The sequence below is a fragment of the Pseudomonas sp. genome (assembly GCF_049301935.1).
Taxonomy (GTDB): Bacteria; Pseudomonadota; Gammaproteobacteria; order Pseudomonadales; family Pseudomonadaceae; genus Aquipseudomonas.
The window spans coordinates 1-13,462 of the sequence record NZ_JBAQLP010000011.1 but is presented as its reverse complement, the minus strand read 5'-3'; the positions used below and the strand labels follow the sequence as shown (position 1 = coordinate 13,462).

At 59.9% G+C, this 13,462-nt stretch carries 14 protein-coding genes and 3 tRNA genes; 10 read left to right on the top strand and 7 right to left on the bottom strand.

All coding sequences use genetic code 11. The features are described 5' to 3' along the window. Positions 1-38 precede the first annotated feature (38 nt). Both WA145_RS01405 and WA145_RS01400 read left to right on the top strand, forming a co-directional pair. Complete coding sequence (locus tag WA145_RS01405) at positions 39-1,505, top strand: glyceraldehyde-3-phosphate dehydrogenase (RefSeq protein WP_422579847.1); 1,467 nt, start codon at positions 39-41, stop codon at positions 1,503-1,505. Between the two features lie 169 nt (positions 1,506-1,674). Beyond that, complete coding sequence (locus WA145_RS01400; RefSeq protein WP_422579846.1) at positions 1,675-2,031, top strand: hypothetical protein; 357 nt, start codon at positions 1,675-1,677, stop codon at positions 2,029-2,031. A gap of 33 nt (positions 2,032-2,064) precedes the next feature. Here WA145_RS01400 and htpX read toward each other — a convergent pair whose 3' ends face one another. The 4 genes from htpX to WA145_RS01380 form a co-directional block, all read right to left on the bottom strand. Then, positions 2,065-2,937, bottom strand: a complete 873-nt coding sequence (htpX, locus tag WA145_RS01395) for a protease HtpX (RefSeq protein ID WP_422579845.1) — start codon at positions 2,935-2,937, stop codon at positions 2,065-2,067. A gap of 144 nt (positions 2,938-3,081) precedes the next feature. Next, positions 3,082-3,534, bottom strand: coding sequence for a hypothetical protein (locus WA145_RS01390; protein WP_422579844.1), 453 nt, complete (start codon positions 3,532-3,534; stop codon positions 3,082-3,084). Next, a complete protein-coding gene (locus WA145_RS01385) occupies positions 3,534-4,277 on the bottom strand; it encodes an SDR family NAD(P)-dependent oxidoreductase (RefSeq protein WP_422579843.1) in 744 nt (247 codons plus the stop codon). Before WA145_RS01385 ends, WA145_RS01390 begins: the two co-directional genes overlap by 1 nt. Positions 4,278-4,288: 11 nt before the next feature. Beyond that, positions 4,289-5,500, bottom strand: a complete 1,212-nt coding sequence (locus WA145_RS01380; RefSeq protein WP_422579842.1) for a pyridoxal phosphate-dependent aminotransferase — start codon at positions 5,498-5,500, stop codon at positions 4,289-4,291. A 246-nt stretch (positions 5,501-5,746) separates the two neighbouring features. Here WA145_RS01380 and msrB point away from each other — a divergent pair, with 246 nt between their 5' ends. The 3 genes from msrB (at position 5,747) to WA145_RS01365 (ending at position 7,381) form a co-directional block, all read left to right on the top strand. Beyond that, positions 5,747-6,142: a peptide-methionine (R)-S-oxide reductase MsrB gene (msrB, locus tag WA145_RS01375; RefSeq protein ID WP_422579841.1), complete on the top strand. Its 396-nt coding sequence runs from the start codon at positions 5,747-5,749 to the stop codon at positions 6,140-6,142. 274 nt (positions 6,143-6,416) lie between these two features. Beyond that, complete coding sequence (locus WA145_RS01370) at positions 6,417-6,902, top strand: glutathione peroxidase (RefSeq protein WP_422579840.1); 486 nt, start codon at positions 6,417-6,419, stop codon at positions 6,900-6,902. Further along, complete coding sequence (locus WA145_RS01365; RefSeq protein ID WP_422579839.1) at positions 6,899-7,381, top strand: MarR family winged helix-turn-helix transcriptional regulator; 483 nt, start codon at positions 6,899-6,901, stop codon at positions 7,379-7,381. Before WA145_RS01370 ends, WA145_RS01365 begins: the two co-directional genes overlap by 4 nt. Before the next feature lie 171 nt (positions 7,382-7,552). Here WA145_RS01365 and WA145_RS01360 read toward each other — a convergent pair whose 3' ends face one another. Continuing rightward, positions 7,553-9,862 carry a response regulator gene (locus WA145_RS01360; protein WP_422579838.1) on the bottom strand — a complete coding sequence of 770 codons (2,310 nt, stop codon included), beginning with the start codon at positions 9,860-9,862 and terminating at the stop codon, positions 7,553-7,555. Between the two features lie 99 nt (positions 9,863-9,961). Here WA145_RS01360 and WA145_RS01355 point away from each other — a divergent pair, with 99 nt between their 5' ends. Both WA145_RS01355 and WA145_RS01350 read left to right on the top strand, forming a co-directional pair. Beyond that, positions 9,962-10,855: an ATP-binding protein gene (locus tag WA145_RS01355; RefSeq protein ID WP_422579837.1), complete on the top strand. Its 894-nt coding sequence runs from the start codon at positions 9,962-9,964 to the stop codon at positions 10,853-10,855. Beyond that, positions 10,848-11,330 carry a GAF domain-containing protein gene (locus tag WA145_RS01350; protein WP_422579836.1) on the top strand — a complete coding sequence of 161 codons (483 nt, stop codon included), beginning with the start codon at positions 10,848-10,850 and terminating at the stop codon, positions 11,328-11,330. Before WA145_RS01355 ends, WA145_RS01350 begins: the two co-directional genes overlap by 8 nt. Positions 11,331-11,389: 59 nt before the next feature. On the opposite strand, the gene WA145_RS01345 is transcribed toward WA145_RS01350, so the two are convergent. Together WA145_RS01345 and WA145_RS01340 are read right to left on the bottom strand one after the other, a co-directional pair. Continuing rightward, positions 11,390-12,052, bottom strand: coding sequence for a glutathione S-transferase family protein (locus WA145_RS01345; RefSeq protein ID WP_422579835.1), 663 nt, complete (start codon positions 12,050-12,052; stop codon positions 11,390-11,392). A 51-nt stretch (positions 12,053-12,103) separates the two neighbouring features. After that, the gene (locus tag WA145_RS01340; RefSeq protein ID WP_422579834.1) at positions 12,104-12,874 is read right to left on the bottom strand and encodes a hypothetical protein; all 771 of its coding nucleotides are present in this window, start codon (positions 12,872-12,874) and stop codon (positions 12,104-12,106) included. Positions 12,875-13,098: 224 nt separating this feature from the next. On the opposite strand from WA145_RS01340, the gene WA145_RS01335 reads away from it, so the two are divergent. The 3 genes from WA145_RS01335 (at position 13,099) to WA145_RS01325 (ending at position 13,411) form a co-directional block, all read left to right on the top strand. After that, positions 13,099-13,174 (top strand) — tRNA-Glu (locus WA145_RS01335). Between the two features lie 42 nt (positions 13,175-13,216). Beyond that, positions 13,217-13,292, top strand: a tRNA-Gly gene (locus WA145_RS01330). A gap of 43 nt (positions 13,293-13,335) precedes the next feature. After that, positions 13,336-13,411, top strand: a tRNA-Glu gene (locus WA145_RS01325). Positions 13,412-13,462 lie beyond the last annotated feature (51 nt).

Sequence of the window (13,462 nt, the reverse complement as noted above, 5' to 3'; positions counted from 1 at the left end):
TGCGCCGTCATAATGTAGCCCCTTTTTTCAGCCCCTACATGTGGAAGGTACTGCCCGTGACTCAGAAGCCCGACCAGTGTCTCGGTGAGTGGATCGATCGAGAAGCCCTTGCGGAAGCGATGATTCCGATGATTGGCCAACTCTACCGTAACAACAACGTGGTCACCTCGATCTACGGCCGTGGTCTGATCAACCGCTCGGTGATCGACATTCTCAAGGCCCACCGCTTCGCCCGTCACCGCCTGACCGGCGACAGCGAGCTGTCGGTACACGACACCTTCCTGGTGCTCAAGGCCATGAGCGAACTCAAGTTGGGCGCCGCCTCGGTGGACCTGGGCAAAATGGTCAGCAAGTTCAAGGCCGAAGGCCAGGGGCGCAGCATTGAGCAGTTCGTCAAGGACGAGCTGGTTGAAGTGGCTGGCAAGCAGAACAGTGAAGCGCGCGAAGGTACCGACGTGGTGCTGTACGGCTTCGGTCGTATCGGCCGTCTGCTGGCACGCATCCTGATCGAGAAGACCGGTGGTGGCGACGGCCTGCGTCTGCGCGCCATTGTTGTGCGCAAAGGCGCGAGCAATGACCTGGTCAAACGCGCCAGCCTGCTACGCCGCGACTCGGTGCACGGTAAGTTCGATGGCACCATCACCATCGACGAAGAGCACAACACCCTGACCGCCAACGGCAACCTGATTCAGGTGATCTACGCCAAGTCGCCGGCCGAGGTGGATTACACCCAGTACGGCATCAAAAATGCGCTGCTGGTGGATAACACCGGTGTCTGGCGTGACGCCGACGGCCTGGGCCAGCACCTTGCCTGCCCGGGTGTCGATCGCGTAGTGCTGACCGCGCCGGGCAAGGGCGCGCTGAAGAACATCGTGCACGGCATCAACCACGGCGAAATCACCGCTGACGACAAGATCATCTCGGCCGCTTCCTGCACCACCAACGCCATCGTGCCGGTGCTCAAGGCGATCAATGATCAGTACGGTATCGTTAATGGTCACGTGGAAACCGTTCACTCCTACACCAACGACCAGAACCTGATCGACAACTTCCACAAGGGCGACCGCCGTGGCCGCAGCGCACCGCTGAACATGGTGATCACCGAAACGGGTGCTGCCACTGCGGCTGCCAAGGCGCTGCCCGTGCTGAAAGGCAAGCTGACCGGCAACGCCATTCGCGTGCCGACGCCGAACGTGTCGATGGCCATTCTCAACCTCAACCTTGAGAAAGCCACCACCCGTGAGGAAGTCAACGAGTACCTGCGCCAGATGGCCATGCACTCCGACCTGCAGAAGCAGATCGACTTCGTCCAGTCGCAGGAAGTGGTTTCCACTGACTTCGTCGGTTCGCGTCACGCCGGTGTAGTCGATGCCGAAGCCACCATCTGCAACGACAACCGCGTTGTGCTCTACGTCTGGTACGACAACGAGTTCGGTTACAGCTGCCAGGTGGTGCGCGTGATGGAAGATATGGCTGGGGTTAACCCGCCTGCTTTCCCGCGTTAAGCGCAGGCAGTGGGGTAATGCCGATCAGTTGAGCCCCCTTGCCTGAGCGTTGGCTGCAAGAAATCTAAATCCGATGCCTGAATAGGCATCGGATTTTTTATGCGTGTCGCTCGGGTACTGGAGCTGGCCCCCATCATCGTCTAATCACCTGAGCTCGGCAGGATGGCCTTTGCTGGATGTCGATGGCATTGTTTGGCGAACGCCCACTACTGCGAAACATCGAGCCGAGCGGGTTCCTCTCAACAATAGAGGCGGTTCAGCGTTTAGAACGCCAGGATGCGCGCTGACTGTGCGATTGCTGAGCAAGCAGTCGCTGTATAGGTTGTGCCTGGGTGATTTCGGGGGTATCAGCGGCCTGTCTGCCGAGCGTTTCGGCAACCTAGGCAAATACCTGGCTGAATTGCAGGTTTCAGCCCCGCACTGTGTTTTGCCTTATCGGCGTGAGGAGTACGCCTATACCCTTGCCATAGGGTTCAAGTTAGCGAAAAAGCCAATCACCAATAAAAATGCCAGTCAGCGTGACTGACTGGCATTAACCCTGTTCTCGTTTGCTTAGTATTTAGCCGCGCTGACGCAGGGCTTCAATACGTACTTCCAGCGGTGGGTGGGTCATCAGCAGGCCAGCCAGGCCGCCTTTCAGGCCGCCGTTGATGCCGAAGGCGGTCAGGCTGTTGGGCATGGTGACGGGCACTTCCTGTTCGGCGCGCAGGCGCTGCAGGGCGGCGATCATCGCGCCAGTGCCGGCCAGGCGGGCGCCGGCTTCGTCGGCCTTGAATTCGCGCTTACGCGAGAACCACATGACGATGATGCTGGCCAGTATCCCCAGAACAAGCTCGGCGAAGATGGTTGCGACGAAGTAGCCAATGCCCGGACCGTCTTCGTTCTTCAGAATCACCTTATCGACGAAGTTGCCGAAGATCCGCGCAAAGAACATCACGAAGGTGTTCACCACGCCCTGAATCAGCGCCAGGGTGACCATGTCGCCGTTGGCCACATGGCCGATTTCGTGGGCCAGCACGGCACGCACTTCGTCAGGCGAGAAACGCTCCAGTAGGCCCTGGCTGACCGCTACCAGGGCATCGTTCTTGTTCCAGCCGGTGGCAAAGGCGTTGGACTCATAGGCCGGGAAGATGCCCACTTCCGGCATCTTGATCCCGGCTTCGCGGGACAGTTCTTCCACGGTCTGCAGCAGCCACTGTTCGTGGCGGGTGCGTGGCTGGGTGATGATTTCGGTCTTGGTGCTCATCTTCGCCATCCACTTGGACAGCAGCAGCGAAATCAGCGAACCGGCGAAACCGAACACGGCGCAGAAAATCAGCAGGCTGCCATAGTTCTGGCCGGTAAAGCGGTCGACCCCGAGCAACTTCAGGGTGATGCTGGCGATGATCAACACCGCAATGTTGGTGGCCAGGAACAGCATAATGCGCATCATGGTGTGTTGAGACTCCTCACGGGAAACATCTATCAGACCGCTGAAAACCCTGTTCTGGCTGCTTCGCCTGGTTTTCCACGGCCACTGTTGGTTATGACGGCTATATAAGGGCGCACCCCCAGGCACTTCAACCTGGCGACTATTTCAAACTATGTCGCTTGCGCCGTTGAGGCTGCTTTCGAACAGCAGGCGGGTGAGACGGGCGACGCGTTCGCCATGCCGTTGGCCGAGCGCTTCGCGCAGCTGAAAGGCCAGGGTGGCGTGCACGCGGCGTACGCTAGGCGGCAAGGCATCGCCCTCGCGCAGGGCATGGGGTACACCGCGGGTCAGGCGCAGAAAGCCCTTTTCGCTGAGTACGGCTTGATCCAGGGCGTCGTAACCGATGGTGGAGTCGAAGCGGATATAGCCTTCCTCGGCGAGCCACAGCAGGGCGCCCAGGCAGCTTTGATGACGAGGGGTGGGCAGGCCGAATTCGTCGGGCTCTTCGCGGCCAATCAGGTCTTCGACATACAGCGCGGATTTACTCGGGAACGCCTGGTACAGGGTCAGCATGCCGGCGGCGGCATCCTTGTAGAAGTCGTCGATCTGCAGGTCCATCAGAATTTGCCAATCATTGAGGTTGGAAGATAAGGCAGCACGCGGCCCAGCAGCGCCCAGGGCCAGCCCGGCACGTAGGCGCTGACATGGCGTTTGTCGATGTGTTTGGCGATCAGCGCCGCGCCGCGCTCCACGTCAATCAGAAACGGCCGGCTGGGCATATCGCTGTTCAGCGGCGTGTCGATAAAGCCCGGCAGCAACAGGGTGGTGTCGATGTTCTTGCCCAGCAGCTCGGCACGGGTGGCTTCCATGTAACTGATCAGGCCGGCCTTGCTTGCCGAGTAGGCCGCCGTATGCGGCAGGCCGCGTTTGCCGGCCACTGAAGCGACGGCGACCAGATGGCCGTGACCTTGCTGACGAAACAGTGCGCAGGCGGCATCCAGGCAAGCAATCGCGCCGATCAGGTTGGTTTCCACGGTCAGTCGGGCACGCTTGAAGTGGCCACCGCCGGCTTTACCGGTCAGGGCGATGCCGGCATTGGCGATAAGCCCGTCCAGCCCGCCGAGCAGGTTGGCGGCCAGACCCACTGAGTCCTGGCAGGCGTCGTAGTCGGTGACATCCAGCGGTAGCACCACCACCTTGCGCTTGAAACGCGCCTGCAGTTCGGCGGCCAGCAGGTGCAGGCTGTCTTCGCGGCGCGCGGCCAGGGCCAGGTCGTAACCCTTGGCCGCCAATTCGCGAGCCAGGGCGGCGCCAATGCCAGAGCTGGCGCCGGTCAGCAGGTAGCGTTTGCCCTGGCTCATGTGTGCTCCGCTTATTGTTGGTAAGTTTTGAGAAAGCTGCCGATGCGGCCGATGGCCATTTCCAGCTCATCCACCCGCGGCAGGGTGACCACGCGGAAGTGATCCGGCCACGGCCAGTTGAACGCGGTGCCCTGAACGATCAGCAGTTTTTCCGAGAGCAGCAGATCGAGGACGAATTTCTCATCGTTATGGATCGGGCAAACCTTCGGGTCAATCTTCGGGAAGGCATACAGCGCGCCCATCGGTTTGACGCAGCTGACCCCGGGGATGTCGTTGAGCAGCTCCCAGGTGCGGTTGCGCTGCTCCAGCAAGCGGCCTTGCGGCAGCACCAGATCATTGATGCTCTGGTAACCGCCCAATGCGGTCTGGATCGCATGTTGGCTCGGCACGTTGGCGCACAGGCGCATATTGGCGAGGATGTCGATGCCTTCGATATAGCTCTGCGCGCGGTGCTTGGGCCCGGAAATCGCCACCCAGCCGGAGCGGAAACCGGCCACGCGGTACGACTTGGACAGGCCGTTGAAGGTCAGGCACAGCACGTCCGGCGCCAGCGAAGCGGTGCAGATATGCTGGGCTTCGTCGTAGAGGATCTTGTCGTAGATCTCGTCGGAGAACAGCACCAGGTTGTGCTGACGCGCCAGCTCGACGATATCCAGCAGCACTTCCTTGGAATACACCGCGCCGGTGGGGTTGTTCGGGTTGATCAGCACCAGGGCCTTGGTGTTTGGGGTGATCTTGGCCTTCATGTCGGCGATATCGGGGAACCAGCCGGCCTGCTCGTCGCACAGGTAGTGCACCGGCTTGCCGCCGGCCAGGGCCACAGAAGCAGTCCACAGCGGGTAATCCGGGGCCGGAATCAGCACTTCATCGCCGTTATTGAGCAGCGCCTGCATGGCCATCACGATCAGCTCGGACACGCCGTTGCCCAGGTAGATGTCCTCGATGCCAACGCCTTCTACCTGCTTCTGCTGGTAGTACTGCATCACCGCCTTGCGCGCGCTGAACAGGCCCTTGGAGTCGCTGTAGCCCTGGGCTGTCGGCAGGTTGCGGATCACGTCCTGCAAGATTTCCTCAGGCGCTTCGAAACCGAACGGCGCCGGGTTGCCGATGTTCAGCTTGAGGATGCGATGGCCTTCCTCTTCCAGGCGTTTGGCGTGCTTGAGCACCGGCCCGCGGATGTCGTAGCAGACGTTGGCGAGCTTGTTCGATTTGCTGAACTGCATGTAAATGATCCCGAATGGTGGAACGCCGCTGAATTACCCTGCAAAAAGACCTGATCTTGCGAGCCTTGGCAGGCTGTAACGCCGGTGACAGACTGGGGTCGAATGATACGTGGCAGCCTGACCTTGGCAAAGGTACTGGTCGGGCTTTTTTATGGCACGCCATCCATGGCCGCCACCCTTTGGGCCGTCGCTGCGCGACGTTAAAAATCGCTCCCGGCGATTTTTTCATGTAGAGGAGACCTACCTGTGGACAAGCTGGAAAAACCCCTGGAAGCCTGGCGCGAAGAGCTTTCTGAGGAGCAGTTTCACGTCTGTCGCCTTGGCGGCACCGAGCGCGCTTTTACTGGCCAATACCATGACAGCAAGGTGCCGGGCATTTACCACTGCGCTTGCTGCCAGGCTGAGCTGTTCGATTCGGCGGCCAAGTTCGATTCCGGCAGTGGCTGGCCCAGCTACTTTCAGCCGGTTAGCCAGGAGGCCATCGCCAGCCTGGATGACTTCAGCCATGGCATGCACCGCATCGAAGTCAAATGCGCCCAGTGCGATGCTCACCTGGGGCATGTGTTCCCCGATGGGCCAGCGCCGACGGGGCTGCGTTATTGCATCAACTCGGCATCGCTCAAGCTGGTGCCGAAGGCTTAAGGGCAATCGCAAAACGTAGGATGGGTTAGGTGCATGTTGGAGGGCTGTAAGCCAGCGCGTGTCATGCAGCGCCGTAACTCATCGGGCCGCTTGATGGGTTACGCGATGCGCACGCATTACAGTCGCTTCGGGAATTGATGCCATGCATCGCTAACCCATCCCACGATTGAACTGTGGCCTGTTATCAGCAGGCTTTATTTCGCAGCAATTAAATTGCATGCAATTTAATTGCTCGCTATCTTTCGTTCACTTCAACTCACCATGGGCGACAAGCATGAGCAACGCACTCTTCGATATTCCAGTTACCACCATCAAGGGCGAGCAGAAGACCCTGGCCGATTTCGGTGGCAAGGCCGTGCTGGTGGTCAACACCGCCAGCAAGTGCGGCTTTACTCCGCAGTACAAGGGCCTGGAAAACGTCTGGCAGCAGTACAAGGATCAGGGCCTGGTGGTATTGGGCTTCCCTTGCAATCAGTTTGGCAAGCAGGAGCCGGGGGATGAGGGCGCGATCAGCGAGTTCTGCGAGCTGAACTTTGGCGTGAGCTTCCCGCTGTTCAAGAAGGTTGATGTGAATGGCAGTGATGCCCATCCGCTGTTCGTCAACCTGAAGAAGAGCGCGCCAGGCTTGCTGGGCAGCCAGGGCATCAAATGGAACTTCACCAAGTTTCTGCTGAATGCTGACGGCACGGTGATCAAGCGTTTCGCCCCGACCACCAAGCCTGAAGACCTGACTGCCGAGATCGAAGCGCTGCTGAAATGATCCCGGCCAGTTTACCTGCGGATGACGGGCTGCAGCTGGATAACCAGTTGTGCTTCAAGTTGTATGCCACCTCACGGGCGGTGATCCGCGCCTACAAGCCGATGCTCGATCAGCTTGGCCTGACCTACCCGCAGTACCTGGCCATGCTGGTGCTGTGGGAGTGGCAGCAGCAACCGCAACCGCCAACGCTGCCGACGGTCAAGGCGCTGGGTGAGCGCCTGTTGCTCGACTCCGGCACGTTGACGCCGCTGCTCAAGCGCCTGGAGTTGCAAGGTTTGTTGCGGCGCAAGCGTTCGGCCAGTGATGAGCGTGAAGTGCACCTGGCGCTGACTCCGGCCGGCTGCGCCATGCGTGAGCAGGTGTTGCCGCTGAAAAGCCAGTTGCTCTGTGAGCGCGGGATTGATCTTGATCAGGCCGCTGCGTTGCGCAGCCAGGTGGGTGTGTTGCTTGATCAGTTTATGGCGCTAACAGGCCGTTGAAAACCTAGGCGAGGCAGGCAGGGCAAGGCAAAAACAGGCGAAAAAGCGGAGTTTACTACTGTAAATGAGCATTACTCGTTTCACTCGCCCTTCGGGTCCCGCTAAAGCGCGTTAGCCGCAAGCGGCTTTTCGAGCCTGTTTTTAACGCAGCATTGCCAACGCAGGTAGTTTTCAATGGCCTGTGAACCACTGATCGAGCAGGGCCGCCAGCTCATCCTTGCGAAAGGGCTTGGCCAGGTAGTCATCCATCCCCGCAGCGCGGCAGCGCTCGCGTTCATCGGACAGTGCATTGGCCGTCAGGGCGATGATCGGTAACTCGGCAAATTCGGCTTTTTGGCGAATCCGCCGGGTGGTTTCATAGCCATCCATGACCGGCATATTGCAGTCCATCAGAATCAGATCGACCGCTTGGCTCTCCAGCAGACTCAAGGCCTCGCCGCCATGATTGGCCAGCAGCACCTGGCAGCCGAGCTTGCCCAGCATGCCCTTGGCCACCAGCTGATTGACCGGGTTGTCTTCCACCAGCAGTACGCGCGCCTGGCGGTTGCGTTGCGGTTCGCTGTGTTGCTCGGCGGCATGCACCTCGCCCTGGCCGAGGGTGCGGCGCAGGGCCTGCAGCAGCGCCTGACGTGACAGCGGCCGGGCCAGTTGTTCGATAGGCGAGAGTTTTTCCACCTGCTCGCTGCTGAGAAAGTTGCCATAGGCGCTGACCAGCAGAATCGGCAGGTTGCAGAGCAAGCGCAGTTCATGCAAACGCTGCGGGCAATCGCTGATCAGCAAGTCAGCATCCAGCTGGCCCAGCGCGGCATCGGCGTCCAGGTGCTGATACTGCAAGCCCCAGCTCGGCAGCAGGCTTGCCAGCTGTCTGCTCAGACCAGAGCTGGCCGGGCTCAGCCCGATAATGCGGCCGTGCAGTAGAGGGCGTTGCTGGGCACTGGCCTGGCCGGATAGCGGCAGGTCGATGCAGAAGGTGCTGCCGAAGCCTTCCCGTGTCTCCAGGCTCAGTTGGCCGTGCATGGCTTCGCAGAGGCGGCGGGTCAGGGCCAGACCCAAGCCGGTGCCACCAAATTGCCGGGTGATGCCCACCCCGGCCTGGGCAAACGGATGGAAGATCCGCGCCTGGGCCTCTTCGGCAATGCCGATGCCGGTGTCGCGGACAATAATCCTGACGCCGCCCGCCTGTGCGCTGACGCTGATGTCGACGCGGCCAAAGCGGGTGAATTTCAAGGCGTTGGACAACAGGTTGCTGACGATCTGCCTGACCCGGGTCGGGTCGCCGAGCAGCTGGTTGGGCAGTAGTGGGTCGATCAGGCAGGTCAGTTCAACGCCGGGTGCGGCGTTCTGCGACAGCAGGTTGGCGGTGTCTTCGATCATGCTGCCGAGGTCGAAGGGAATCTGCTCCAGTTCCAGTTGCCCGGCTTCGAATTTCGACAGGTCGAGAATGTCGTTGAGCAGCTCGACCAAGACCTTGCCGGAATCGTGGGCAATCGACAGCTGCTGGCGCTGCTCGTTATTCAGCGGTCCGTCCAGCGACAGCGCGAGCATGCCCAGCAGGCCATTGAGCGGGGTGCGAATCTCGTGACTCATATTGGCCAGGAAGGCCGAGCGCGCCTGGGCCATGCCCAGTGCCGTGCGCTTGGCCTGCTCCAGTTCGCGGTTAGAGTCGAGCAAGCGGCTGTTGGCGGCTTCCAGCTGCTCGGTGCGCGCCGAGACCATGTCTTCCAGTTCGGCCAGGTAGCGGGTCAGGCGGTCTTCGGCTTGCTGGCGTTGCTCGATCTCGCTGGCGATGCTGCTCAGCTGGCGATTGGTGACATCGACCAGTACGCCGATCTCGTCGCGCTCATGGTTGGGCGGGTAGGGCAGTTTATCTTTGTTTGGACTGCGCAGGTCGCGCTCGCTGAGGGCGCGGATAAATCCGGTCAGCGGCTTGGTCAGCATAAAGTAGAACAGCACCAGCAGGATCAGCGACAGCAGCAGGCTGCGGGCGAAGCCAGTGAGCAGGGTCAGCAGCGAGCGGTTGAGAAAATGGCTGCCAAAGGCATAGGTGTCGACTTCCAGGCTCAGCTTGCCGAGGGCTTCGTTGGGCGAATGGCTGACGAACAGGGCGGTCTCGAAGTGCCGGCGTTGGCCGAACATAAAGTCGCTGAGTACCCGGTAGCGGCTCTGCATGGCGGGGCGGCTGACGCTGGCCAGGGTCAGCTGGTTGTTATCGATGATCTGTGCGCTGATCACCGCCGGTGAGCGCAGCAGGCCCAGCACCAGTTCCTGGGCCAGTTCGGCGTCGATGTTGTAGGCGATGCGCGCCGCCGGGTTGTGGCTGATCTCCATCAGCGCATTAATCTCGCGGTTGATGGAGGCATCTTCGCTGGCATAATCGATGCCCACTTGCATCAAGCTGAGTGCCGTACCAAGGATAAAGGCTACCAATACGGTTAAGCCGGCCTGTTTGAATGACAGGCGTTGGGTTAGCGCTATATCCATATGGGCCGGCTGTTCTCATGTTGAGTCGCCTGCCAAGCATAGCCCATCTGTTTTGCCGGACGGCAGTGGCGCAGCGGCTCGAAAACCCTGGAGTGTGCCGTGGATTCGCGTTTAGGTGATTTTTTGTTGCGCGCCGAGGCGCTATTGGCGCGCCTGGAGCCATTGTTGCCGGCACAGCGCCCGGTTATCGACTGGCAGCAGAGCCTGGCGGCCCGTTGGCAGCGTGATGGCCGCAGCGGCTTTCTGGCGCCGCTGCAGGTCAGTCTGGATGTAAATCTGGATGATCTGATTGGGGTGGATCGCCAGCGTGCTCAGTTGGCGCGCAATACAGAGCAGTTTATTCAGGGCTTGCCGGCCAACCACGCATTGCTCTGGGGGGCGCGCGGCACGGGTAAATCATCCTTGGTGCGGGCGCTGCTGGCCGAGCATGCGGCGGCGGGGCTGCGGCTGATCGAGATCGAGCGGGATCAGCTGGCCGACCTGCCGCGCATCGTCGAACAGCTGAGCGAGCTGCCGCAGCGCTTTGTGCTGTTTTGCGATGACCTGTCATTCGACGCCGGTGAGGGCGATTACCGCATGCTGAAAACCGTGTTGGATGGCTCCCTGGAGCGCGCGCCGGACAATGTGCTGCTGTATGCCACATCCAACCGTCGCCATCTGTTGCCGGAAAAACAGAGCGACAATGAGAGCTGGCAGCGGGTCGATGGCGAGCTGCATCCCAATGAAGCCGTGGAAGACAAGATCGCCCTGTCCGACCGTTTTGGTCTGTGGCTGTCGTTCTATCCCTTCACTCAGGAGCATTTTCTCGACGTGGTCCGCCACTGGCTCGCGGTGCACGCCGCGCAAACCGGTTTGGTCTGGCAATGGCACGACGAGCTGGAAAAGTCCGCCATACGCTGGGCCTTGGGCCGCGGCAACCGCAACGGGCGCTGCGCCTATCAATTCGCCCGCGACTGGGTGGGCCTGCAATTATTGAGTAAGCACGATGATTGATTTGCAAAACAACGAGCAGGGGCTCGACGGCTATTCATTGCTGGTGGCGCAGCTGCAAGCACTGCTGGCGGGTGAGCGCGACTTTATTGCCAATGCGGCGCAGTTTTCGGCGTTTCTGTTTCAGGAGCTGAGCGACCTGAACTGGGCGGGTTTCTATCTAGCCCGTGGCGAAGAGCTGGTGCTTGGGCCTTTCCAAGGCAAGGTGGCCTGCGTGCGGATTGCCTTCGGTCGCGGTGTATGCGGCGCCGCAGCGGCCACCGGGCAGACCCAGCGCGTTGAGGATGTGCATGCGTTTGCCGGGCATATCGCCTGCGACAGCGCCTCCAATAGCGAGCTGGTGGTGCCGCTTTTTAAGGATGGGCGTTTGTTGGGCGTGCTGGATCTCGACAGCCCGTCATTGGCGCGCTTTAGCAGCGCAGATCAGGCCGGTATTGAGCGCTTGGTCGAAGTGTTTGTCGAACTCACCGACTGTTGAGGTCGCAGATGTGCAAGAGCCCGGTTGATCCGGGCTCTTTGCTGTCTGGAGCTGCGGGTTCAGGCCTTGGCGGCCATTTTGGCGAGCATCTTCAGCTCGCCTGGTAATACGCCCTGTACCGAATCGCGCGCGGTGATTCGCGCATAGTGCGCACTCAGGTTGGGCCAACGCTGCGGGTCCAGTTGCTCATCGCCATGCTGCATATTGATCAACTGGCAGGTCAGAGCCAGGTCGGCCAGGGTCAGGCTGTCGCCGACCAGGTATTGGGCTGAACCGAGGGTCTTTTCCAGGTAGTCAAAGTGTGCGGGCAGCTTCTCATGCAGGGCTTTCTGCACGGCGGCTTCGTCGCAACTCTGCCCCATGCTGGGTTTTAGCGCACGGTTGCGGAACACCGTGAAGGTGCACAGTGGCGCCAGTTCATAGTCCGCGTATTTCTCCAGCCAGCGTACCTGTGCGCGTTGTTCGGCGTTCTGGCCCAGCAGGCTGGGGCGCTCCGGAAGCTTGTCATCGATGTATTGGCAGATCACGCTGGAGTCGGCGAGGGTAAGGTCGCCATCCTTCAGCGCCGGAATACGCCCCAGCGGACTCATGTCGCGGTACCAGGCCGGTTGGCCGAATGGCAGGATGATCTCCAACTGGTAATCCAGGTGCTTTTCAGCCAGAAACAGGCGAACTTTACGGACAAAGGGCGACAGCGGGGCACCGTAAACGGTCAGGCTCATAGGTGGCTCTCGTTAGCAGGGCGTTAGCGCGCCAGCAGCGCGCTGGAGGGGTTAATCGTAGATGTTCTTCTTTTTCCACTCGTCTTCGTCGCCGAGGGACTCCAAACCTGCATCCAGTTCACTGGCTTGGTCGGTGGTGGGTTTATTCGTTTCCAACACCATGGCATTGGCGCGTGCCAACTGCTCTTCAAATTTTTTCAGGGCTTTCTGGTAAGGGGCAGGGTCCGGTTGTTTACGCAGGTATTGCACGCCACGCTCAAACGCCAGACGTGCCTGACCTGGCTGGTTATGCTGCAAGGCCTGTTGGCCGAGGTTACCGAAAAATTCGATATGCACCTGGGTCAGCATATGGCGCACTTCATTGAGCCAGTGTTTGGCCTCGTTAGTTGGGATAACCCCGTCTTTGGCGCAGCGGGTCAGTTGGCCATGCAGGCTTTCCAGTTGGAAACGCACTTCCTTGGCTTTGGCTTCATTGAGGATGGGTTGTGGCGGGTTATTAACGGCAATCGAATCGCCTTGGGCGATCAGCTTGTGCAGCTCTTCAATGCGTGCCTTGAGGGCGTTATTGCCCTTGTCTAAAGGCAGCACGCGTTCACTGAAGTGCAACTGCAGGCGGCTAAGCATCAACTTCAGTGCAGGGCTCATCAGTTGGCCGGGGAGGGCTTCGGCGAGGTCCGTGCAGCGGCGCAGGCGATCATTGAGGTCGGCCTTGATACGCGCCTTCTCCAGCTTGTTGTTCTCGACCATATGATTGATGTAAGCAATGGCGATCAATACGACGATGCCAGAAACAATCAATATGGTAATCACGAGTGGGGACATGGGTGCAGCCTCTCGATCACCGGTTTTTCGTCCGAGTGTAGTGCCTTAGCCGGGAGGCTGATAGGGCTGCCTCACATTCTGAGCTGAAGTCGTTGATTTATAAAAATTTTTACACAGAGGTTGACGGGCCTTACAAGGCTCCATAGAATGCGCGCCACTTCGTAGCGCAATGCCTCACGGCAAAACGTGTAGAAGCCGGATGGAAGTTGTAGTTTCCGGGCTGCGTCCCCTTCGTCTAGTGGCCTAGGACACCGCCCTTTCACGGCGGTAACAGGGGTTCGAGTCCCCTAGGGGACGCCACTTCTTTTAGAAGTGTGCTGTTTGAAGTTTGGCTGTTATAAAGCGGGAATAGCTCAGTTGGTAGAGCACGACCTTGCCAAGGTCGGGGTCGCGAGTTCGAGTCTCGTTTCCCGCTCCAGATTCAGGTCACTTGCTAAGGCAGGTAGCCGACAAGTTCCAAGGTCCCCTTCGTCTAGTGGCCTAGGACACCGCCCTTTCACGGCGGTAACAGGGGTTCGAGTCCCCTAGGGGACGCCATTTTTAGTACCAAGTTGTATCGCGGGAATAGCTCAGTTGGTAGAGCACGAC

Excerpts from the sequence above, each read along its gene's own strand:
- WA145_RS01405 (WP_422579847.1), top strand. The coding sequence starts at position 39 with ATGTGGAAGGTACTGCCCGTGACTCAGAAGCCCGACCAGTGTCTCGGT.
- htpX (WP_422579845.1), bottom strand. The coding sequence starts at position 2,937 with ATGATGCGCATTATGCTGTTCCTGGCCACCAACATTGCGGTGTTGATC.
- WA145_RS01390 (WP_422579844.1), bottom strand. The coding sequence starts at position 3,534 with ATGGACCTGCAGATCGACGACTTCTACAAGGATGCCGCCGCCGGCATG.
- WA145_RS01385 (WP_422579843.1), bottom strand. The coding sequence starts at position 4,277 with ATGAGCCAGGGCAAACGCTACCTGCTGACCGGCGCCAGCTCTGGCATT.
- WA145_RS01380 (WP_422579842.1), bottom strand. The coding sequence starts at position 5,500 with ATGCAGTTCAGCAAATCGAACAAGCTCGCCAACGTCTGCTACGACATC.
- WA145_RS01370 (WP_422579840.1), top strand. The coding sequence starts at position 6,417 with ATGAGCAACGCACTCTTCGATATTCCAGTTACCACCATCAAGGGCGAG.
- WA145_RS01365 (WP_422579839.1), top strand. The coding sequence starts at position 6,899 with ATGATCCCGGCCAGTTTACCTGCGGATGACGGGCTGCAGCTGGATAAC.
- WA145_RS01360 (WP_422579838.1), bottom strand. The coding sequence starts at position 9,862 with ATGGATATAGCGCTAACCCAACGCCTGTCATTCAAACAGGCCGGCTTA.
- WA145_RS01350 (WP_422579836.1), top strand. The coding sequence starts at position 10,848 with ATGATTGATTTGCAAAACAACGAGCAGGGGCTCGACGGCTATTCATTG.
- WA145_RS01345 (WP_422579835.1), bottom strand. The coding sequence starts at position 12,052 with ATGAGCCTGACCGTTTACGGTGCCCCGCTGTCGCCCTTTGTCCGTAAA.
- WA145_RS01340 (WP_422579834.1), bottom strand. The coding sequence starts at position 12,874 with ATGTCCCCACTCGTGATTACCATATTGATTGTTTCTGGCATCGTCGTA.